A 24,843-nucleotide genomic window follows, 5' to 3' on the forward strand; every position below is an offset into this window, starting at 1 on the left:
GTGTCTGATCAACTGTATGTCGCCGATCAGGATGCACAGCAAGATCACTTCACCGCACAAATGGATACGCCCACACAGTATGGGCACTTCTCTATCACTGAAGCTGGCTTGTGGACTTTCACCTTAGATAATACCAATCCAAAAGTACAAGCACTTTCRGCGGGACAACAAACAACCGAAGTCATCAACGTTACATCAGCAGACGGCACACAAAAACAAGTGACCGTGACCATTAATGGCACCGATGACCAGTCGACGATAACCGGAACGTCTACCGGCACCGTCACTGAAGACCAATATGTACAGGCCAATGGTAAACTCGTGGCCCATGATGTGGATGCACAGGACCACACCCATTTTGTTGCACAGCAAAATGCTCAGGGGCAATACGGCACCTTTAATTTATTACCCGATGGTTCATGGGATTATCTGCTTACCTCGCAAAAACTGACCAGTGCAGACACTGTGACCGAGCATTTCATGGTGCACACCTCCGACGGTACACAGCAAGAGGTAGTGGTCACGGTTAAAGGGCATGATGATCAAGCACACATTACGGGATTCACCACAGGCGCTGTCACTGAAGATGGTCAATCAATGGTGTCTGACCAACTGTATGTCGCCGATAAGGATGCACAACAAGATCACTTCACCTCACAAACGGATACACCCACTCAGTACGGTCACTTCTCTATCACTGAAGCGGGCGTGTGGACTTTCACCTTAGATAATACCAATCCAAAAGTACAAGCACTTTCAGCGGGACAACAAACAACCGAAGTCATCAACGTTACATCAGCAGACGGCACACAAAAACAAGTGACCGTGACCATTAATGGCACCGATGACCAGTCGACGATAACCGGAACGTCTACCGGCACCGTCACTGAAGACCAATATGTACAGGCCAATGGTAAACTCGTTGCCCATGATGTGGATGTACAAGACCACACCCACTTTGTTGCACAACAAAGTGCTCAGGGGCAATACGGCACCTTTAATTTATCACCCGATGGATCATGGGATTACCTGCTTACCTCGCAAAAGCTGACCAGTGCAGACACCGTKACCGAGCATTTCATGGTGCACACCTCCGACGGTACACAGCMAGAGATTGTGGTCACAGTTAAAGGGCATGATGATCAAGCACACATTACGGGATTCACCACCGGTGTTGTCACTGAAGATGGTCAATCAACGGTGTCTGATCAACTGTATGTCGCCGATCAGGATGCACAGCAAGATCACTTCACCGCACAAATGGATACGCCCACACAGTATGGGCACTTCTCTATCACTGRAGCTGGCTTGTGGACCTTCACCCTTGATAATACAAACCCTACCGTTCAAGCGTTAGGTAAAGGAGTAACAGCTACTGATACCATTACCGTTCATTCTGCCGATGGTACGCCTCATCAAGTGACCATTACGGTGAATGGTACTAATGATGTCGCTATTATTGGTGGCACAAACTCAGGCGCAGTGACCGAAGAGTCAAAATTGCAAACCTCTGGAACGCTAACCGTAACTGATGTCGATACTGGCGAAACCCATTTCTCCAACACAGATATTGTAGGTTCATTGGGCACCCTACATTTAACTGACTCGGGCTCTTGGACTTACGACCTAGACAATACAAACCCTACCGTTCAAGCTTTAGGTAAAGGAGCAACAGCTACTGATACCATTACCGTTCATTCTGCTGATGGAACGCCACATCAAGTGATCATTACGGTGAATGGTACTAATGATGCTGCCGTCATCTCCGGTGACACGGTAAAATCCATCCATGAAAATGCTTTATTTGAAGCCGATAAACATGATGTCACCACTCGACAGAACGCCCACTCATTATCCGGAGCCTTAACTTCACAAGATGTAGATAGTGGACAATCGAACCTCTTCCAACCTATTCATAGTCAAATGGGCCATTACGGCTCAATATCCCTAGATGCAAACGGTCACTGGCACTATCAATTGGCACCAAGTGAAGGGAAAACGATTGATGAATTAGCACAAGGTGAACACGTAACAGAAGTCTTTACCGTGAAAGCTATTGATGGCACAAGCCAAACCATTTCTATAGAGATCATTGGAGACAACGACAGTGCAAGTATCACATTGCAACCTAGTCGCTCTCACACCACTGTTTTCGAAGACAAAATCAGCGACATTGATACCAGCGGCGCATTACGAGCTTATGGAAATGTTGATGTTACTGACGTCGATAACCAAGGCAGTACGACTCATAGTGAAGAACTGCTGAAATCAGAAACAGCGCACACAGCCATTGGCGGAGTGTTTACAGTTCATGGAACGAGTTGGGACTATCAGGTCGATCCAAATAATTCGAAGGTACAAGCACTCGCTGCTGGAGAGAAACTGGTGGAAACCCACACCATAACGTCCATCGACGGAACTGCATCAAAGCAAGTTTCGGTCACCATTGTTGGCACTAACGATGCCGCAGTGATAACGGGGACCGACACAGGAGATGTTACTGAAGGCAATGCAGGGCAACACATGTCCCCAGATTATGCTCAACCTGGCATGGCATTCCTTGGCCGAAGTACCATACATACCACTGGCAAGCTCAATATTACCGATGTCGATACAGGCGAAGCGGAATTTGACACGCACGGCATTGGGTTTACTTATTCAGGTCAATACGGCGACCTCCTTCTAAACAAAGATGGTAGTTGGTCATATCATGCTGATACAGGTCAAATTCGTAGTACAGGAGGGCTAACCAGCACCCGCGGTACAACGATAGACCAACTTGGTGAAAACGAAACACTCACAGATACTGTTACGGTGTACTCAAAAGACGGAACCTCTCATGACATTGTTATTACCATCCATGGTAGCAACGACCGCCCTTATTGCTCTTCAGAAGTACAGTTAAACTCAGGGAAAGAAGACTTAGCTCAGACCATTACTTCTACTGAACTTTTGGCCAATACTGTAGATGTGGATGCTAATGATGCAGGAAAGCTCTCCATCGCAAATCTACACGCTGATCATGGTTCAATTCTCGATAACAATGATGGGACATTTACTTTCACGCCAGATAAAGATTACAACGGGCAAGTACATTTTACTTATGACGTAACTGATGCGCATGGAGGCGTTACCCATACTGGTGCAAATGTTGCGCTTAATGCGGTAGCCGACAGCGCAATCATCACCGGCCAAGATACAGGTGCAGTCGATGAAGGGCATGGGCACTACTTTGATATGTCACCGGATTATGGCAAAAGCCAATTAACTTCCGAAGCGCTGTATGCCAATGGGAAATTAGACATCACCGATCCTGATTTGGGTGAAAGTAAGTTTGACGATCATGGCGGTGGTTATAGCTACAGTGGCCAATATGGCCGTATTAATCTGCAGGAAGACGGCACTTGGCACTATATGGTTGATATCGGCCATAATGGGTTTACCACTGGCACATCAACTACCAATGTCGGTACCACCATTGATAAATTAGGAGATGGTGACTCACTTACTGATACCATCACTGTCTACTCAAAAGACGGTACAGCGCACGATATTGTGGTTACCATTCATGGTGATAATGATGCCCCGTATTGCTCATCTGAAGTCCAGCTAAATTCAGGCAAAGAAGATATTGCTCAAACTTTAACGCTAAATCAATTACTGCAAAATACGGTCGATGTTGATACCAATGATGCGGGTCAATTAGCTATTAGTAACCTACAAGTTGATCACGGCTCTATTGCGGTTAATACAAACGGAACATTTTTATTTACACCTGAAAAAGACTACAACGGTTCCGTCCATTTTAATTACGATGTAAAAGATGCGCATGGCGGTGTGACGCATACAGGAGCAAATATTGATTTAGCAGCCGTCGATGATGCTGCAATAATCACAGGCCAATCAACCGGTGATGTGGATGAAGGCTATGGCACTTTTGGAGATAGGTCTCCAGATTATGCTCAAGCTGGCATGGCGAAAATAGGGCAAGATGTATTAAGTGCTGATGGCAAGTTAGATATTGTTGACCCGGATACTGGTGAATCTCAATTTGATCCTAAAGGCAGAGGTTGGAATAACTCCTATCATGGACAATACGGGCATTTACTATTAAATACTGATGGTACTTGGCATTACATTGTCCCCGTAGGCAGTGTAAATTGGGTTAGTAATCGTAAAACAACAATCGGCACTACCATAGATAAACTTGGCGAAGGGCAGACGCTCACCGATACAATAACCATTCAATCTAAAGACGGCACAACTCACGACATAGTGATTACCATTCATGGTGATAACGATAAACCTTATTGCTCTTCAGAAGTGCAGTTAAACTCAGGTAAAGAAGACTTAGCTCAGACCATTACTTCCACTGAATTATTAGCTAATACCGTAGATGTTGATGCTAATGATTTAGGTAAACTCACCATCGAGAATCTGCATGCCAACCATGGTTCTATTGCCACAAATCCTTATGGCAGTTTTGAGTTTACCCCAGAGAAAAACTACAACGGTGACGTGCATTTTACCTATGATGTCAAAGACGCCCATGGTGGTATTACCCATACAGGCGCTAGCACATCACTGGCTGCTGTTGATGACAAGGCCATTATATCAGGGTTAGATACGGGAGATATTCACGAAAGTAGCAGGCCAAACCGATCTCCAGATCATGCACAACCGGGAATGGGTGAAATAACCAATGATCTTTTATATATTGATGGAAAACTCAATATTACAGACGGTGATAGTGGAGAAAGCACCTTTGATAGCAAAGGCCCTGGATACAGTTATCACGGACAGTATGGCCATCTCATGCTACTTAAAGACGGCACTTGGCACTACACCATCGAAGTCGGCCAACAAGCGTCAGGTATCGGATCAATTATAGATAAACTCGGCGAAAATGAACGCCTTACCGATACCATTAAAGTGTTTTCCAAAGATGGTACAGGTCACGATATCGTTATCACTATTCATGGCGATAATGACCGCCCATATTGCTCTTCAGAAGTGCAGCTGCACTCAGAGAAAGAAGATTTAGCTCAGACCATTACTTCTACCGAATTATTAGCTAATACCATAGACGTAGATCATAATGACGCAGGCAATCTCTCTATTGCAAATCTACACGCTGATCATGGCTCAATTCGCGATAACAATGATGGTACATTTACCTTCACTCCAAATTCAAATTACAACGGTAAAGTTCAATTCACTTATGACGTTAAAGATGCTCATGGCGGTGTGACGCATACGGGTGCGGCAACCACGTTAGTCGCTGTAAACGATAATCCCGATGTGCAACCTTTAACTGACAGTGTTATTGAAGGAGCGACATCACCGCGCCACCTAGATCTGCTAGCAGGCGCGACAGATAAGGAAGGAGACGCTTTAAATATAGAACAGCTATCTTTTTCAGTAGATGGCGGCAAAAGCTCTCAATTGCTTCCATCTGGACTATCAATCGCTAAAGATGGTCATACTTTACTGGTCGATGCAACCGACCCTGCATTTAACTACCTCAATGCTGGTCAGCCATTGAACATAGTGGCGTCTTACCTTGTGAGTGATGGTCATGGTGGCCAAACTCAGCAAACCGCCGTCCTTACAATTGAAGGGACAGATGACAAAGCGGTACTAGTCTCGAATGTCATACAAATGAGTGAAACAGAGGCATTACAGAGTGAGTTTACTCGCTATCAAGGTAAGCTACAGCTAATCGACCCTGATACTGGCGACAATACTCAATTTCAATTTGGCGGTGTTTATATAGGGCAAGGGTTTCCCCCTGGTGAACTTGATATATGGCCTGATGGGTCATACTCATTCCATTTAGAGACAGCTCTCAATCGCCATGCTGATGACTTGGTCAGTAGCTTACACCAAGGGGAATCAATGGAATTCCCTTATACTGTTAAAACTACTGATGGGCAAACAGTAACTATCATGGTGAAAGTCATTGGTGAAGACAGCCAAGCAAGAATCGAAGTCGGTCGTTATTCAAGTGTTGATAACCATGTAACTGAAGACCACTTTACTCCCGGAACTACCCATAACCTAATAAGTAGCACTGGTTATTTACATGTTATCGACCCCGATCATGATCAAGCTGGTTTTATCGCTCAAGATATCACGACTTCAGAAGGAGGGCGTTTTCATATAAACGCCTTAGGAAGTTGGGCGTACAATATAGATAACAGCAAGTTACAACACTTAGGGGCTGGTGAAAGCTACCAGAAAACATTCACCGTAGAATCTATTGATGGTAGTGCGCACCGAGATATTACTGTCACAGTTCATGGTACCAATGATAATCCCGTCATCTCCTCCGCAGTATCTTTACCTGCTGGAATAGAAGATACAAAGATCATTCTTACTTCAGCTCAACTGCTTGCAAATGCCACGGATGTTGATGACAACGATGCCGGCCAGCTTTCAATAGCCAATTTGCAAACCGACCACGGATCCATTTTAGCCAATGTCAATGGCACTTTCACCTTTACCCCTGAAGCTAACTACAACGGACAGGTAAATTTCACTTATGACGTTAAAGATGCACATGGTGGCATTACGCACACAAGTGCTAGCACAACATTGGCAGCGATTAATGACGCAGGTGTAATCACAGGAGACAAGTCAGGAACTGTCACCGAAGATAACCATGTACAAGGTGATGCTCAACATACTATTTATACAGTTGGAGTTCTTGATGTCACCGATCCCGATGCTGGGGAAAATCATTTCCATGAAAGCCATAATGTGCATGCTCTCCATGACCCATTTGGAGGATCTTTCACCATAGGAAAAGCTGGAGATTGGAGTTATTCCGTTCCTAATACCAACGTCCAGCACCTTGCTAAGGATCAGGTCGAGACAGTGCAATACGAAGTGATCACACAAGGTGGCGATAAACAAATCGTTACAGTGAGTATCCACGGCACCAACGATGACCCAATACTTTCTGTCACGCAAACTACGCCAACAACAGGTACATTGACTGAAACGGATGTCGATGTAAAAGACACGCATTCTTTCTCAGTGGTTAGCCCTACCGGACAGTTTGGTGACCTTTCGGTTGATCCAACCTCTGGCGCTTATGTTTACACTCCAAATTCTTCTGTTTCAGGCATGAGCTATAACTCAGCCACACATACCTACCATGGTGCTGATGTGTTTGAAGTTAAAGTTGCGGATAATCATGGTGGCGAATCATCAAGATTCCTAACCTTTGATACCAATGGACAAGTCAATCTGATTACAGGGCAACAACCAACTATCACCACAACAGTACCACAAAACCCCATCGTTACGACGGCGCAACCAAGCCTTCCAACTAGCAGTAACACGCCACCAAGTAATGCGGTCACTGTAGATTTGGCAGCTTCAAGTGATAGCGGAAAATCGGATACAGACAACCTGACAAACGACAATACGCCAACGATAACTGGCCATACTGATATTCCTTATTCACAAGTGATTGTTTATGATGGTTCAACACCAATTGGTCATGCAGTGTCTGACGCATCGGGTCAATACAGTGCCGTAGTAAGCAACTTAACAGATGGCGCTCATAATCTATCGGCTAAAGCACTGGCTCCGTCATCAGTACTACCGGCAACGTCTCCACTACTTTCAGTACATGTTGATACACAAATACACATCGGTATTCATACCGACCCTGTCACTGTTGATAACGTGATTAACGATCAAGAATCCCATTCATCCGTTGATATCACCGGTTCCGTTTCTGGTGATTTTAATACTGGAGATCTTGTCACTTTAAATGTAAATGGCACAAAACATACTGGCGCTGTCGATTCACTTGGGCACTATTCAATTGCTGTTCCTGGTCGTGAGTTAATTGCAGATGCTGACCAGAAAATTGAAGCCTCAATAGCCGTCACAGATAGTGCCGGTAATAGCGCACACGCCACCACCGATGTGGTTTACCAAGTCGACACTCAGGTAAGTCTCCCTACGATTACTTTTGAAAGCGCAGGCGCAGACAACTTATACAGCAAAGCTGAAATTGCCCGTGGTGATGCAAACACGATCACAGCAACCATTACGCCTCCTAGTGATGCTAAAATTGGCGAGCATCTTGTCGTTAATGGACAAGACCATGTGCTCGATGCCCATAGTCTACAGAATGGGTTACAAATAGAAGTTGCACCAGGCTCTCATGTACAAGTGACCATGACTGACGAACACGGTAATACCGCGGGTAGCCAAGGCTTTGCTGCCAGTGCCATACCTGATCCGATCATAGTCAAAGCGCCACCGGGAAGTCACCAAGTGTCCGGTTCACTGGGTACACCGCCACTACTCCCATCTTTAACGCCAGTGCCAACTGCACAACATGGTTGGCGGATTCATCTTCCAGATGGGAGTTATGTAACAAGCCATCACGGTCAATATGGAACATTAACCATTGACCCTCAGACTGGTGATTTACACTATCAAGAACAGGCAAATGTACACACAGGGCCACATGGCAGCGCTTCTGGTATTGGCCAACATGAAGACAAGTTCGAAGTTGCATTACAAGGGACAAATCAAGATGAAGTGGTTGCCCATGTGAACGTTCAAATACTCAGCCACGGCCCGGGAAATAGCGGTAAACTGAATATAGGTACCGAGGTGGTTGATATGACAATAACCCCTATTACCCATACCTCACACCCTGCTCCACCACCGCCTCCTCCGGTGTTACATGACGAGCCTGACATGTCTTCGCAAGCAGACTTTACCGTTACGCAAAGTGATGACAGCTATCTAGATTTGACCCAACACGCTCACCAAGAACCAGACCAGAGAACCAGCCACCATGGTGCAGCAGCTTATCTGGATGCATTGGGCATCAAACCAGATACGACATCTACAGTAGATCACGATCAACCTGCGGACATGGACATCGTACTAGCACAAGTCGACCAGCAAGATGCAGCAACACATGACCAAGCGCACGTGGATATGTCGGATGCGCTTGAACACCATGATGCGAACGTCAACCACAACCAAGATGATGAGCATCACCATCACAACGACATAGACGGGCTGCCAGACATAGACCCTAATCCATAACATCAACATCAAGTAAGATTGGGAGTGTTGTCTGCTCCCGTAATCTCTTCTAAAGAACATACAGAATAAAGAAAGTGAAAACCAAAAAGGGAGCACATGATGTGCTCCCTTTTGCTTTCTATTTTCTTATGTGTTTATTATTCTGCGAATCTCTATAGCGATTACCTTTCACCAAACGCGACACTCACGTTCGTGTAAATTGGCTTCCACAAGTATTGGAAAACGGATTTCTCACCGGTTGTAATATCCACCTCGCCCGTCATACCTGGCAAGATAGAAAAGCTCTCCGGATTATCACGGAAATAAGGAACATCCACCGAAACGACTACTTCGTAATAGATTTCACCGCGCTCACTTTGACTTGTGGTTGGAGAGATACTCTCAACCATACCTTTCAATGCACCAAAGCGACTGTAGTCAAACGCATCAATCTTGATTCGAGTCGGCTGCCCTACGCTCACAAAACCAATATCTCTTGGCGATAATCGAGCCTTAAAGTCAGCTTTCCCACCCACAGGAACAATTTCAACCACGGTACCACCCGGTTGAATTACCCCACCATTCTTGGTACTTGGAAGACTTTGGACTAACCCTTGTAATGGCGAAACTAACGTCGTGTTGGTTACTTTAGCTTGGCTTGAACGAACTCTCGCGTTAAGTGCGGACAAATCAGATACCGCTTTAGAACGGTCGTCACTGACTTTCACTTTTGCTTCCGCGAGTAGTTGCCCAATTTTTTGTTCGACCCCATCCGCTTGTTTAATCAACACCGCTTTTTTACCACGCGCCTCTTCGATCTTCTGTTCAATGCTTGCCAACTTTTGACGCATTTCCAACACTCTTAATCGTGAAATATTGCCAGACTTGTAACCCTTCTCTAGGATATTCAATTCTTGTTTTGTTGCCGAAAGTTCTTTCTCATAACTCGGCAACGACTTCTCCAAACTACGGAGCTGTTCAGCAATCTGTTCGCTGTCTTTTTCAAGAACAATACGTTTCTGATAATAGAGACCCTTTTGAGCATTAAGCTGTGCTTTTTGCTGGCTCACTATCTCTGGGAAATCGATTTCAAACTCTCCAAAGTTTGGTTCACGATTATCAAGCAAAGCATTCATACGTTCTATACTCGCCAGCAAGGTGACTTGTTGAGACCGTAATTCTTCCAATGCGGTTTGCTGAAAAGTGGCATCAAACTCCACCAATGGCTGACCTTTTTCAACAAGTTGCCCTTCTTTCACTAGAAGTCGTTTTAGTTTGCCACCGATATCGCTTTGCAGAACTTGTTTTTCTCCTTCAGGGATAACAGCTCCTTTGGCTTTGGCGATTTCATCAACTTGAGTGACTACAGACCAAGTGGCAAAAGCAATGACACATAAGGCAACCGACCATGTGGCCAGAGCTAATGTACGAGCCGTATTTTGTGATTCAACAAGTTCACCGTAGCGCTTGCCCTTCTCGATAGGTTGTTTAGCCATTAGCGACTCCTTGCTTAGACTTTGATTGTTCTTGTTGGGCTGCATTTTGTTCAGCAGACGGATCTTGTTCTTGAGAAGCTTGAGGCTCTGAAGGCTGTTCCTGCTCCGAAGACTGCTCCGGCTCTAATGGGCCGGCATAAACCACAGCACCTTCATTTAATACCACCACTTTATCGGCAAGCTTGATTAAATCCGGATCGTGAGAGGTATAGATCACCGTTGCATTTCCTTTTTTCGAAGCCAAAAACTCGCCAAATACACGCTTAGCATTTGGATGCGCATCAGGCACGGGGTTATCCATTAAGAACATTGGGTAGTCATAAACCAACGCTTTCGCGTCAATGAGGATCTGCGCAACACTGCCTGACAACATGTCAAAAAGGCTATCCGGTTGAATACTGCTGATTGAAGTATCCAACCCATCAGGCAACGTGGCGAACCAACGCTTGCCACCCACAAGTTCAATCGCAGAAATCATTTTCTGTTCTTCGACTTTATGTCCGTCGTTTAGCCATTCACGAATACTCAACGTGAGCAAATCAGGATAAGCCGCTCGAATAAAGCACCAATGGCGATAGAGCTGTGGATCGTATTGAACGAGGTTAACCCCTTCAAGCTCAACCATCCCGTTTTGTATTGGCTGTAGACCAGACAGCACTTCGATCAACGTTGATTTTCCGCTTCCCGAAGGCCCCGTAATTGCAACAATTTCGCCAGCTTCAATATCAAAACTCACACCACTCAATGCAGGGCGACTTTGCTTCGGATAACGTAGAGTCACCTGCTCCAACTTCAAGTTAGGTGCTAACGTTGGCAGCGGGTGGTGTTGGTAGCTAAATTCACGCTCAGACGGTTGAGACAGAATACGGTTCACCTGCAACTTGGACTGATTAAAGCTATTAAAACGCATCGCACTGTTCGCCAACACCTGAGCAGGGCCTGTCACTTTAGATATCAACATCATTGAAGCAATCAAACCACCAGGCGTCATTACTTGTTCAAAAATAAGCCCTATTCCTAACCCCATAACAGCTAACGTCGAACCCACACCAATGAAATAATAAATCGAGGTGTATCGACTCTGGAGAACCGATTGATTAAACGTCACTGTAGACGCAAGAAGGTTGGCCTTTTGGAAGCGTTGAATCCAGTGCTCTGATAATCCAGCACTGCGAATAAAGGCGAGCTTAGATGACAGCTCATTGGTCATGTTCTGACGATTATTTCCCGCCACCGTCGATTGTATTGAGCGCTTGCTGCTTGAGTGTATCGAACGATTTGCTAGCAAGTAATAAAGAATCAAAGAGACAATAGGAACCAGCACCAGCCATCCGCCTAACACACCAATCGCAAGTACAAAGATAAGAATGAATGGCAGATCAAACAGCGCATTTCCCAAAGGCCCAGACAACACACCTGAAATACGCTCAGACAACATCACTTGGTTTTGTTGACTAGAAGACGCCGTTTGCTGGTTTTGAGCATAACTATTTCTAAGCAAACGTTGAACAAGAGATTGAGAGATCTCGCGACTGACTCGATTTGCCACCGAAGCAAACACTCGGCTGCGCAATGTCCTTAACCAACCCATCATCACAAACAACAAAGCCGCGCCAATGGCGATACCTTGCAACTCATGCCCCGCGTCACCACCAATCACATGGTCATAGATCGACATCGTGATGAATGGAACGGCAAGCGCAAACAAGTTGGTGATAAAACTGACCAGCAGCAACTTAGGAATGATGGGGCGAAATGCATGTAATCTTTCGCCAACCCAATCAGGAGAAGCCTTCTCTAATGGTGGTCCATCTATAACAATACAAAACTGTGGAACATCGGTAATGGCTTCATTCGTGCTAAAAGCAACAAATTGCTTCGATTCTAAATGACCGGAGATCAACTCATGCTCACTAAGAACCAGTAAGACTAATTTATGTTCACCTACCGCATCGAGATTAGCAACCAAGCGATAGGGTAATGCGAGCCTATCGAACATGGCGAACATGTCGTCGATTGATTCAATGCCATTCTCATCGACCCATTGATGTGCGAACAACTGGATATTTGCGTTAACTTCCAATTGCTTAAGAACAGAAAGGCTCTCGGTTTCTAAATGGTTCAGTACCTCTTGTCGATCACTCGTGTCTGGACGGTTGATCGTATCTGAACGGTCACTAGCATCTAAACGATTCATACGACGGCCTCCTGATTGATCTCACTTTCGACCGTAATGGTTCGGCTTTCCACTGTAATAATTCGATTAGCTAATTCGCGAAGTTTCGAATGGTAACTCACCATCAATAACGTGCGTCCTGCCGCCACTTCTTCTTCCAACACCTTAGCTAGATTCCCAAGGGCATCTAAATCGAGTGAAGAGTCAGGTCTCTCTAACATGATTACGGGCTTGTCGCTGGCCAGCTGGGTCGCGATATTGAGCATTTTCACGTTACCCATACTCAATAAAGACGCGCTCGTGTGGCCAATTTGTGTCTCTAGTCCATCGGGCAACCGAGTAATTTCTTTGGTTAATCCCAAGCGTTTAGCATAGTCATTGGCGCTTTGTGTTCTCTCGGGATCAAAGCCACATAAGTTATCGAGAATAGTCCCCGACACCAACTGCCCTTTCACGCCACAGTAGGCAGAAATGTTGGTTACGGATGCGATTGAAACAGCAGTTCCATTAATGAAGCACTCACCCGATTTCAGATCATCAATACCTGCAATCGACGACAATAAATGACTGTTGGTGTGGCGGTCTTCACCCTCTAACAAAACCAACTCCCCTTTATTTAGTATCAGATCCGCATGAGCGAGTTCGCCATATCTTTCAACGGTCGCTTGTTTGATTTCCAAAGTCTCAAAGTCAGATAAATGGGGCTCAGATTGCTCAGAATCTAAAGACTCAGATAGTGACAAGTCACTCAGCTTTTCTATTGCCTGATTGGCACTGTGTATTGAATTGAGCTTGATTCGAACCCCAATCAGAGCGCTCAGCGGCGCGACAGCTCTGCCCGATAAGATAGAACATGCCGCCAACCCACCAGTGGTTAACTGGCCATCCAATACCCACAAGCTACCCGTAATCACGAGTAAGACTGACGTCGCTAACGCTGCAAGCTGAATACACTCTTGTGCGAAAGCATTCTGTTCCTCTTCTCTCGCTTTCGACTGAGAGCGAACGTTATTTAGGGATTTAAACTGATTGAAGATTCGAGACTCAACGGCCTGACGTTTGATTCCCTGAATGGTTTGGCTCAGCAAAATCAAGAACGCTTTTCGCTCCTGCTCATCTTGGGAAGCTTCTTCACTTAGACTTTTAACGCGAATAGAAGATAACCAAACAATTCCGAGAGTAACCAGCCAAACCGCCAAAGGTATCGCCACTAGCTCACCGCCAATGTAAGCAACCAAACCAAGAAAGATCAGTGCAAAAGGAAGATCGATAAAGCCAGCTATTACCCCACCAGAATACCAGTCTTTGACTTTTGATACGGAGCTCAACCCCTCTTCCACGCCCCCAACACCTAGATGGCGAATATGACCCGATGAAGCATTAGTCACTCTTTCAACTAAGGTTTGGTAGGTCGCTTTCTCGGTATTACTGGCGGCTGCAGACAAAAGCCAAGTACGCACGAATCGAATCAATGCTTCCATCGCGACGGCCAATGTCGCACCAGCCAATAGCAGAGTGGCGGTACCGTAACTTTGGTTAGGTAAAATACGATCGTAAATTTGTAAAACCGTTAATGGAACGGCGAGAGAGAGAATATTGATGAGTAAAGAAGGCAGTAAGATTTTTCCTACCACCCCTTTGTTTTTCATTGAACTTGCGGGCATACATAATCCTTATCCATGCTTATGAAATAAGATTGGTACACCATGCTTGGTATTGCAAGATAACAAACTGATTTAACGTGTTTTTTGGGATCTTTACCATCTAGTTTAGATTTAGCAAAACAAGAGTACCCTAAATACGGCAAAAATAAGAAAACGGACACTTTGAATTTTTTAAAATGGCCTATTGAGAGTCTAATGGCACCGGTAAGACCTGACATCATTTACAAACGATTGATCGATAACATTTCTTCGTCAGACAACCTACCATCTCCAGGTCAAGTTTTACCTCATTTTTATCCTTACGATACGAAGATCCTACTGTCACTGTAGCCTATAGATTAACCAAAATAAACGGCATCTGAATAGTCCAGATGCCGCTTAACATTAATGATTATCTTGCCAAGGCTAAATTATTAGACAGTTGTAAACACATGATGCTGGAACAACTGGTCAACAATTTCATGAGAGCTCGCTGATGCGCCCAATTCTAGGCCAGACATATCGAAGCCTTCCAACGCTACCGATGTAAACTGACCTGTCTCGTTAGTAATGGTTAGATTAAGGATATCCTGTTCACCATCAAAACTAGCGCTAACATGTTCCAGTAAGGCATCCATACCAACCATATCATCTGCTGGCGAAATGATATCACTCAAATCTAACTTATCTTCAGCTAGATTGAAGTCTTTGATCACATCCATAGATAGCTCAGAACTTAAAGACTCGTTGGTGAAAGTAAACGTATCGCTCCCCTCACCTCCTGTTAGGATATCATTCCCCAAACCGCCTATAAGTATATCGTTGCCTAGGCCACCAACTAAGATGTCGTCGCCTGCAGCGCCACTTAAGGTATCTGCCCCTTCTTGTCCCAACATGATGTCAATAGTTTCACTACCATCAAGTAGGTTAGATAACTCATTCCCTATGATAGCGTGACGTTCAGTTGAAGCAATATCAGCGCCAGACTCGCTTAGCGTTAAGGTAAAAACGTTGTCACTCAACCCGCCTCTTCCATCTGACACTTTAAAGAGAAAGTTAAGATCAACTTGTTGATTACCTTCTAAGGTAAAGCTATCACTTTGTGTAAAACTGTAGCTTCCATTTGACTCAACTTGCAACAAACCAAATGCCGTTTCAACATGCAAACTCCCATCAACTTGAGACGTTGAAGAAACCAGTTCTTGGTCGACAGCGACACCATGCGTATCAGCACTTAAAAGAGTAAAATCCCCATCAACCAACGATACTGTCATGATGTCGCCATCCGCATCTTGGCTTCCTGAAAGCAACTCACCAGCAATTGGTTCAGGTGAAAAATGGTTCAGGAACTGACCTAACTCTTCGCCAGAGTCGATAAATACAACTTTGTCACTCAGCTCTTCTAGCGCTTGTGCTGCATTTTCACTATCTGACGTTGCAATACCAATACCATATACTTTGGCATCATGTGTTTGCTTGTAGTCTTCCCATCGTTCATTCAAATCCGGAGCTGCTACTTCACCTTCTTTAGGATTTGGTGCGCCGTCAGAGATAAAGAATATGGTCTCTTTGCTTTCGATTGGCTGTTCTTTCAAGTACAGATCCCAATCAAAATTGCCGTTTTCATCTAAGCCATCTTGCCAAGGGAAGCGAGTCCCTATTTCATTAGAGCCCATGACAGCTTCTAGTGCCTTGCTATAGTCAGTGTTCGTCCCGTGATCAATATCACACCATCGACTCACGTAAGAGGCAACTTCACTCAGATATTTAGGATCATTAGAATCGCGTCCATTCTGCAAAGGCGGACGACTCATTTCCTCTACTTGATCTAAAGTCAACCAGCTCTGTGTAGACGTATCGCCATCAAAACGAACCAAACGAATGAAAGTATTAGATTGACCACCATCCTCTATCATATTTACAACCATAGAGTGCAGAGCATCTGCTGCTTTATAAGCTCTTGATTCACTCTTTTCTGCGGTTGCTTCACTACCAACGGTGTTTTGCCCATCAAAGGTGAGAGTCATACTGTTAGACTCATCAAACACAACCGTCACTTTGTTAATCGGCAAGTCTTCCATTTCAGCAAAGCTGTGTACTGGCGATGACGTTGGCGCATGGTTTTCAGTTACGTTTAGAGTGACCTGAGTTGTGTCTTTATCCGTACCGTCCGTCGCCGTGACTTCCAACTGATAACTATTCTGAACAGAGTGGTCTAACTTAACCCCGTCTTTAAGCCAAATCTCACCGCTATTTGAATCTACGCTGAATAAATTGGCATCACCGCCACTTAGCTCGTATTTAATAGTATCTACGCCATCAGGATCGAAAGCTTCAACTTTACCCACCAACAATCCGGATTCCAGCTCTGCAACGTTAAAAGTTGCATTATCCGCTGTTGGCATACCGCTGACATCGGTTCCATGAGTCTGATCTGCATCAGTATTGCTAATAAACTCAGGAGCGCGATCTCGAATATCGATAGTCACTTCACCAGTGGCAGTATCGCCATCCGCGTCGATAACGGTTACATCAAATCTTTCTTGTTGATGGCCAGCAACATTCGTCGCTTTATAATCATAGCGACCATTCTCAAAGTTAATGGTTAACGTGCCGTGCTCGGTGTCAATCTCTGCCAACGAGTGCGAAGAAATAACCGTTCCATCACTCTTACTAACAGTACCTTCCACTTTATTATATTGGTAGGTTTCACCATCCACCTCTATTTGATCGACCCATTGGCTGTCGCCACTAATATCATCTAAAAGGTTACTTTGAAGCTGACCTGATACTGTTTTATTCAGGAGCCCCTCTATTTGAGAATCATCGGTCACCACTAGTGCTGAGCCTTTATCGGTTGCCACTGGTTCTAGATATTTCATATCCGCACCAGCACCAATACCAATTGACCAAATGTTCTCTAAAGATGCACCACTCGAACCGATACTGTGCTCCATCGCATTTTCAAGAATGATATTTTGCTCAGCTTCTGTCGGTTGATCCCAACCATTAACTAAGTACTCGTAACGCTGCTCACTTTCAAAATCGTCGGCTGTAGACCACTTCATTAAGCTATCGCGTAACCCACTATATGCAGGGTCCGAAGTATTTGTCCATGAATTGAAATCGCTTGGTGCACCATCTGAAATAAAGTAAAGCTGATGACTGCTAGTATCGCCCGTTTCATGGCTAAGTTCGGTTAATGCTTCGTTTACCTGATCGATCGCTTGGCTGTATGGCGTCCAACCGCCGCGACCAATTGAATCCAGATAAGTATCAATATCCTCCACAGACTCCAACCATTCAGACGTTTTACCCTCAGGGTATCCTGAGTGTGTCGCAATCTTAAATCGAACATCACCAAGATCATCATATTTTTCAAACATGGTTTTAATTGCACTGCGTGCAAGGTCCCAGCGGGTAACTTCAACACCTTGTTCGTTTTTAACCATATCTGACCACATTGAACCTGACGCATCTAACGCAATGACGACACTGTTGTTTTGTGGGTCAACGTCCATGATTTCATGGTGCCCTGAATTAACTGAAGGTAAAGAATCAACGACGCCAAGGTGCATGGTCGCATTTTCAACTCGACCACCTGCATCCACTTGAATGTTGACAGGGATATCTAACGTATCAGCACCTTGTTCCGGGTGATCTACTGGTTCATATTGTTCGACGGTATAATGCCCAGTTTTACCATCAATACTAGCTTCAATCACTTTGACCTTATCATCACCTGAGCTAACATATCCTGTCAAAGTCCCGCGATCGTCACTCACTTCAAACACGACAGGCTTGCCTTCACTGGTAACGTTCTGCAGATTCTGTTCAGAATCAAATCGGAACTCTGCATCGGATGCTAAACCAAGGTCTGCAACTAAATCACCTTCTGCATGTACGCCAGCATCCGAACCAACGGCAGACTCATCAAGCATGATATGCGAATCATCCAATGAGATAGGTTCACCTACCACATGAACTGTCACTTCTGCTTCATCAGTTAGACCATCCGCATCTTCAATGACGTATTTAAATGAGTATTCCTTTATCTCCCCTGTTTTGATCGTACGCTGATCTTCTGGCAACGACTCAAGATACTTAGCTGCATCAAAAACCAATTTGCCATCTACTAAATTTAAATATTCTGTTTGTGGGTAATCGATAATGGTTAGTTCGTCACCGTCTGGATCGCTATCATTCGCCAACACATCCAACTCTAGAATACCAGCTCCTGTTGTTTGATAGTCGTCATCAAAGTTCGTCAAATCGGCGGAAACTTGCGTTACAAAGTACTCCGACCCTTTAGGATCAACCACACCATCTTTGTAACCCACAGCTGACATTTCAATACTATCGAAATATCGACCGTCCGCATCAATACTAACAACTTGCTTACCATTGCCAGTACCTTCAAATACACCCGAAGCGACAACCTCACCTTTGTAGTAAGCCTTCCAAACACCGCGCTCAACTCCTGGCTCCCAAGAGCTCCAAAGATTATTAACTTGAACTTCAGCATGATCTGCGACTTGACTATCAGTGAAAGTGAAACGCATAGCCTCACTGTGTGAAGTGGCATCATCGAATCCAATTTGGCCATCTTTTACCTGATCCGTACCGCCATCTAAAGAAGAGCTAACCCCAAACTTATGCGTACCACCATCACCGGTGTAATCCGCCTTGTTAGCGTCACCAACTTTGTTACCAGTGTTGGTATCAACGATGTAGTAATCCACACTAATATCGGTGCTCTCGTCCCAGTTCGTGTGATCTAAAACCTTCGTCTCTTTCTCAATACCCTTGTCATCTTCAGCGATTGGAGCTTCGTTAATGTCATTTATCACGACATTGACGTTGGCCATATCCTTCGCACCAGACTGATCTTCAACTTCTACCAATAATTGGTAGCTATCCAACGTTTCATGATCAAAGACTACGCCGCTTTTAACGCTGATCTCACCTGTGAGGCTGTTGATTTCAAACAGGTCGGTGTGGTTAGTTAACTGATAAGTTACGCTACTCCCTTTATCAACATCAAATGCCTCGACCTGCCCAATTACCCCAGCAACAGTATTCTCATTGATACTAAACTGGTAGCTATCGGTATCAGCTTTACCGTCTTCATCTAGGCCGTGGCTATCATTCGTTCCACTAATAAATTCCGGAGCATCGTTGTTACCAGTAATAGTCACCACCACGTCATGAGGGGTGCCGTCCGCCGACGTCACTGTCAGGGTACGGATCACCGGATCGCTATCGGCGTCTAACGCTTGCACGTCTGGGTGGCGGTTGTTCAGCTCATACGTCCAGTTGCCCTCGGCATCAATCGAGAACGTGCCCCAGTGGCCGTCTTGAACGTCGGTTTGTGGGTGGAAGACCGCGTCACCGGCATCAGGATCAGACACGGTTAAGTTACCACTCGTGGTCAGCGTGACGTCTTCTTGCACCGCGCCCGCGTCATCACCCGGTTGCTCTGGTGTGATGATCGCTTGGTCGTCAGAGCCCGCGATGGTCACCACCACGTTATGAGGAGTGCCGTCCGCCGACGTCACTGTCAGGGTGCGAGTCACCGGATCGCTATCAGCATCTAACGCTTGCACGTCTGGGTGGCGGTTGTTCAGCTCATACGTCCAGTTGCCCTCGGCATCGATAGAGAACGTGCCCCAGTGGCCGTCTTGAACGTCGGTTTGTGGGTGGAAGACCGCTTCGCCGGCATCAGGATCAGACATGGTTAAGTTGCCACTCGTGGTCAGCGTGACGTCTTCTTGCACCGCGCCTTTATCATCACCCGGTTGCTCTGGTGTGATGATCGCTTGGTCGTCTGAGCCCGCGATGGTCACGACCACGTCATGAGGGGTGCCGTCCGCCGACATCACTGTCAGAGTACGGATCACCGGATCGCTATCGGCATCGAGAGCTTGCACGTCTGGGTGGCGGTTGTTCAGCTCATACGTCCAGTGGCCATCGGCATCGATAGAGAACGTGCCCCAGTGGCCGTCTTGAACGTCGGTTTGTGGTTGGAAGACCGCTTCGCCGGCATCAGGATCAGACACGGTTAAGTTGCCACCCGTGGTCAGCGTGACGTCTTCTTGCACTGCGCCCACGTCATCACCCGGTTGCTCTGGCGTGATGATCGCTTGGTCGTCTGAGCCCGCGATGGTCACCACCACATCATGAGGGGTGCCGTCCGCCGACGTCACTGTCAGGGTACGGATCACCGGATCGCTATCGGCATAGAGAGCTTGCACGTCTGGGTGGCGGTTGTTCAGCTCATACGTCCATTTACCAGTCTCATCAATCGAGAACGTGCCCCAGTGGCCGTCTTGAACGTCGGTTTGTGGGTGGAAGACCGCGTCACCCGCATCAGGATCCGCCATGGTTAAGTTGCCACTCGTGGTCAGCGTGACGTCTTCTTGCACCGCGCCTTTATCATCACCCGGTTGCTCTGGTGTGATGATCGCTTGGTCGTCTGAGCCCGCGATGGTCACCACCACGTCATGAGGGGTGCCGTCCGCCGACGTCACTGTCAGGGTACGGATCACCGGATCGCTATCGGCGTCTAACGCTTGCACGTCTGGGTGGCGGTTGTTCAGCTCATACGTCCAGTTGCCAGTCTCATCAATCGAGAAAGTACCCCAGTGGCCGTCTTGAACGTCGGTTTGAGGTTGGAAGACCGCGTCACCCGCATCAGGATCAGACACGGTTAAGGTGCCACCCGTGGTCAGCGTGACGTCTTCTTGCACCGCGCCCGCGTCATCACCCGGTTGCTCTGGTGTGATGATCGCTTGGTCGTCTGAGCCCGCGATGGACACCACCACGTCATGAGAAGTGCCGTCCGCCGACGTCACTGTCAGGGTGCGAGTCACCGGATCGCTATCAGCATCGAGAGCTTGCACGTCTGGGTGGCGATTGTTCAGCTCATACGTCCAGTTGCCCTCGGCATCGATAGAGAACGTGCCCCAATTACCATCTTGAACGTTGGTTTGTGGTTGGAAGACCGCTTCGCCTGCATCAGGATCCGCCACGGTTAAGTTGCCACCTGTGGTCAGCGTGACGTCTTCTTGCACCGCGCCTTTATCATCACCCGGTTGCTCTGGTGTGATGACCGCTTGGTCGTCAGAGCCCGCGATGGTCACCACCACATCATGAGGGGTGCCGTCCGCCGACGTCACTGTCAGAGTACGGATCACCGGATCGCTATCGGCGTCTAACACTTGCACGTCTGGGTGGCGATTGTTCAGCTCATACGTCCAGTTGCCCTCGGCATCGATAGAGAACGTGCCCCAGTGGCCGTCTTGAACGTCGATTTGTGGGTGGAAGACCGCGTCACCGGCATCAAGATCCGCCACGGTTAAGTTGCCACCCGTGGTCAGCGTGACGTCTTCTTGCACCGCGCCCGCATCATCACCCGGTTGCTCTGGCGTGATGATCGCTTGGTCGTCAGAGCCCGCGATGGTCACCACCACGTCATGAGGGGTGCCGTCCGCCGACGTCACTGTCAGGGTACGGATCACCGGATCGCTATCGGCGTCTAACGCTTGCACGTCTGGGTGGCGGTTGTTCAGCTCATACGTCCAGTGGCCCTCGGCATCGATAGAGAACGTGCCCCAGTGGCCGTCTTGAACGTCGGTTTGTGGTTGGAAGACCGCTTCGCCGGCATCAGGATCAGACACGGTTAAGTTGCCACCCGTGGTCAGCGTGACGTCTTCTTGCACTGCGCCCGCGTCATCACCCGGTTGCTCTGGCGTGATGATCGCTTGGTCGTCAGAGCCCGCGATGGTCACGACCACGTCATGAGTAGTGCCGTCCGCCGACGTCACTGTCAGGGTACGGATCACCGGATCGCTATCGGCGTCTAACGCTTGCACGTCTGGGTGGCGGTTGTTCAGCTCATACGTCCAGTGGCCCTCGGCATCGATAGAGAAGGTGCCCCAGTGGCCGTCTTGAACGTCGGTTTGTGGTTGGAAGACCGCTTCTCCGGCATCAGGATCCGCCACGGTTAAGTTGCCACCTGTGGTCAGCGTGACGTCTTCTTGCACCGCGCCCGCATCGTCACCCGGTTGCTCTGGTGTGATGAGCGCTTGGTCGTCAGAGCCCGCGATGGTCACCACCACGTCATGAGGGTTGCCGTCCACCGACGTCACTGTCAGGGTACGGATCACCGGATCGCTATCGGCGTCTAACGCTTGCACGTCTGGGTGGCGATTGTTCAGCTCATACGTCCAGTGGCCCTTGGCATCGATAGAGAAGGTGCCCCAGTGGCCGTCTTGAACGTCGGTTTGTGGTTGGAAGACCGCTTCGCCGGCATCAGGATCAGACATGGTTAAGTTGCCACCCGTGGTCAGCGTGACGTCTTCTTGCACTGCGCCCGCGTCATCACCCGGTTGCTCTGGTGTGATGATCGCTTGGTCGTCTGAGCCCGCGATGGTCACCACCACGTCATGAGAAGTGCCGTCCGCCGACGTCACTGTCAGGGTACGGATCACCGGATCGCTATCGGCGTCTAACGCTTGCACGTCTGGGTGGCGGTTGTTCAGCTCATACGTCCAGTTGCCCTTGGCATCGATAGAGAACGTGCCCCAGTGGCCGTCTTGAACGTCGGTTTGAGGGTGGAAGACCGCGTCACCCTCATCAGGATCAGACACGGTTAAGTTGCCACCTGTGGTCAGCGTGACGTCTTCTTGCACCGCGCCCGCATCATCACCCGGCTGCTCTGGCGTGATGATCGCTTGGTCGTCTGAGCCCGCGATGGTCACCACCACGTCATGAGGGGTGCCGTCCGCCGACGTCACTGTCAGGGTACGGATCACAGGATCGCTATCGGCATCGAGAGCTTGCACGTCTGGGTGGCGGTTGTTCAGCTCATACGTCCAGTTGCCATCCGCATCGATCGAGAACGTGCCCCAGTGGCCGTCTTGAACGTCGGTTTGTGGTTGGAAGACCGCTTCGCCTTCATCAGGATCAGACACGGTTAAGTTGCCACTCGTGGTCAGCGTGACGTCTTCTTGCACCGCGCCTTTATCATCACCCGGTTGCTCTGGTGTGATGATCGCTTGGTCGTCTGAGCCCGCGATGGTCACCACCACGTCATGAGGGGTGCCGTCCGCCGACGTCACTGTCAGGGTGCGGATCACCGGATCGCTATCGGCGTCTAACGCTTGCACGTCTGGGTGGCGGTTGTTCAGCTCATACGTCCATTTACCAGTCTCATCAATCGAGAACGTGCCCCAGTTACCGTCTTGAACGTCGGTTTGTGGTTGGAAGACCGCTTCGCCTTCATCAGGATCAGACACGGTTAAGTTGCCACTCGTGGTCAGCGTGACGTCTTCTTGCACCGCGCCTTTATCATCACCCGGTTGCTCTGGTGTGATGATCGCTTGGTCGTCTGAGCCCGCGATGGCCACCACCACGTCATGAGGGGTGCCGTCCGCCGACGTCACTGTCAGGGTACGGATCACCGGATCGCTATCGGCGTCTAACGCTTGCACATCTGGGTGGCGATTGTTCAGCTCATACGTCCAGTTACCAGTCTCATCAATCGAGAAGGTACCCCAGTGGCCGTCTTGAACGTCGGTTTGAAGTTGGAAGACCGCTTCGCCGGCATCAGGATCAGACACGGTTAAGTTGCCACTCGTGGTCAGCGTGACGTCTTCTTGCACCGCGCCCGCATCGTCACCATCAATTAACGCCGTGGAGTTACTACTATCTATTTCAGAAGAACGGTGTACCTCAGGTAAATCTTTGGTATCACTCTGCTCACTGTCTAAACCTGCTGTTTCAAAAAACGTACTTGCCAGAAGTTCAGCTCCAGAACGTTCAATCGTTCCGGAAGACGTTAAACTAGAACCTAATTGCTCACCTGCAGCTGTGGCATATTCCTCTCCTAACTCTGTTGGGTCATCGCCTTGCGCGACGGCTTTAACAATGTCCTCCACTACAAGAGGTATATCTGAGTTCGTATCACCACTTTCTACTGAAGTGTTTAGAGCTAGAGAGCCACTGTTTAACGTCTCTACGACAATCTCACCCGGAAGCAAGTTATCCTTAGATTCAACTACTTTAATGTGACCATCTTTACCGATTACAACATACTTATCTGTAGCTGAGCTTGACTTTCCAACCAAAATTATTACCCCATTGAGCAGATGAAATAATCCCTTCCCCTCGATTAATTCAGGAAATGGGCATTACTTCAGGCAGTGATACATATAAGTGATAATTTATCATTAATTGCCCAACGTAAAACATGCACTTTTTCCCCAATAAATTTCATGTTTTAAAGTTGTTTTATTTTGCTCCATAAAGACATATGTTATGCGGCTTATTTTTAGGACTTTGTTCCGACAATTACATTTTTTGAGAGATGATGGTTTAATTTACAAAGCCAGATCTTATACAAACATTTCTTTAATATATTCAGTTCTTACAGTTTCAATATTGAGACATAAATTAAAAA

The 24,843-nt window shown here is 47.2% G+C and carries 5 protein-coding genes; 1 reads left to right on the top strand and 4 read right to left on the bottom strand.

What is annotated here, in order from left to right; translation table 11 throughout:
* Nucleotides 1–9,087: a VCBS domain-containing protein gene (locus L4C39_RS16330; RefSeq protein WP_429746946.1), complete on the top strand. Its 9,087-nt coding sequence runs from the start codon at nucleotides 1–3 to the stop codon at nucleotides 9,085–9,087.
* 161 nt (nucleotides 9,088–9,248) lie between these two features.
* Here L4C39_RS16330 and L4C39_RS16335 read toward each other — a convergent pair whose 3' ends face one another.
* From L4C39_RS16335 to L4C39_RS16350, 4 genes are all read right to left on the bottom strand, one after another.
* A complete protein-coding gene (locus L4C39_RS16335; protein ID WP_429746948.1) occupies nucleotides 9,249–10,562 on the bottom strand; it encodes an HlyD family type I secretion periplasmic adaptor subunit in 1,314 nt (437 codons plus the stop codon).
* The gene (locus L4C39_RS16340) at nucleotides 10,555–12,759 is read right to left on the bottom strand and encodes a peptidase domain-containing ABC transporter (RefSeq protein ID WP_429746950.1); all 2,205 of its coding nucleotides are present in this window, start codon (nucleotides 12,757–12,759) and stop codon (nucleotides 10,555–10,557) included. The genes L4C39_RS16335 and L4C39_RS16340 overlap by 8 nt, the downstream gene beginning before the upstream one ends.
* Nucleotides 12,756–14,402 carry an ABC transporter transmembrane domain-containing protein gene (locus L4C39_RS16345; protein ID WP_429746952.1) on the bottom strand — a complete coding sequence of 549 codons (1,647 nt, stop codon included), beginning with the start codon at nucleotides 14,400–14,402 and terminating at the stop codon, nucleotides 12,756–12,758. The genes L4C39_RS16340 and L4C39_RS16345 overlap by 4 nt, the downstream gene beginning before the upstream one ends.
* A gap of 413 nt (nucleotides 14,403–14,815) precedes the next feature.
* Nucleotides 14,816–24,511, bottom strand: a complete 9,696-nt coding sequence (locus tag L4C39_RS16350; protein ID WP_429746954.1) for a VCBS domain-containing protein — start codon at nucleotides 24,509–24,511, stop codon at nucleotides 14,816–14,818.
* Nucleotides 24,512–24,843: the final 332 nt, after the last annotated feature.

The sequence above is a fragment of the Vibrio clamense genome, assembly GCF_050337905.1.
Classification (GTDB): Bacteria; Pseudomonadota; Gammaproteobacteria; order Enterobacterales; family Vibrionaceae; genus Vibrio; species Vibrio cortegadensis.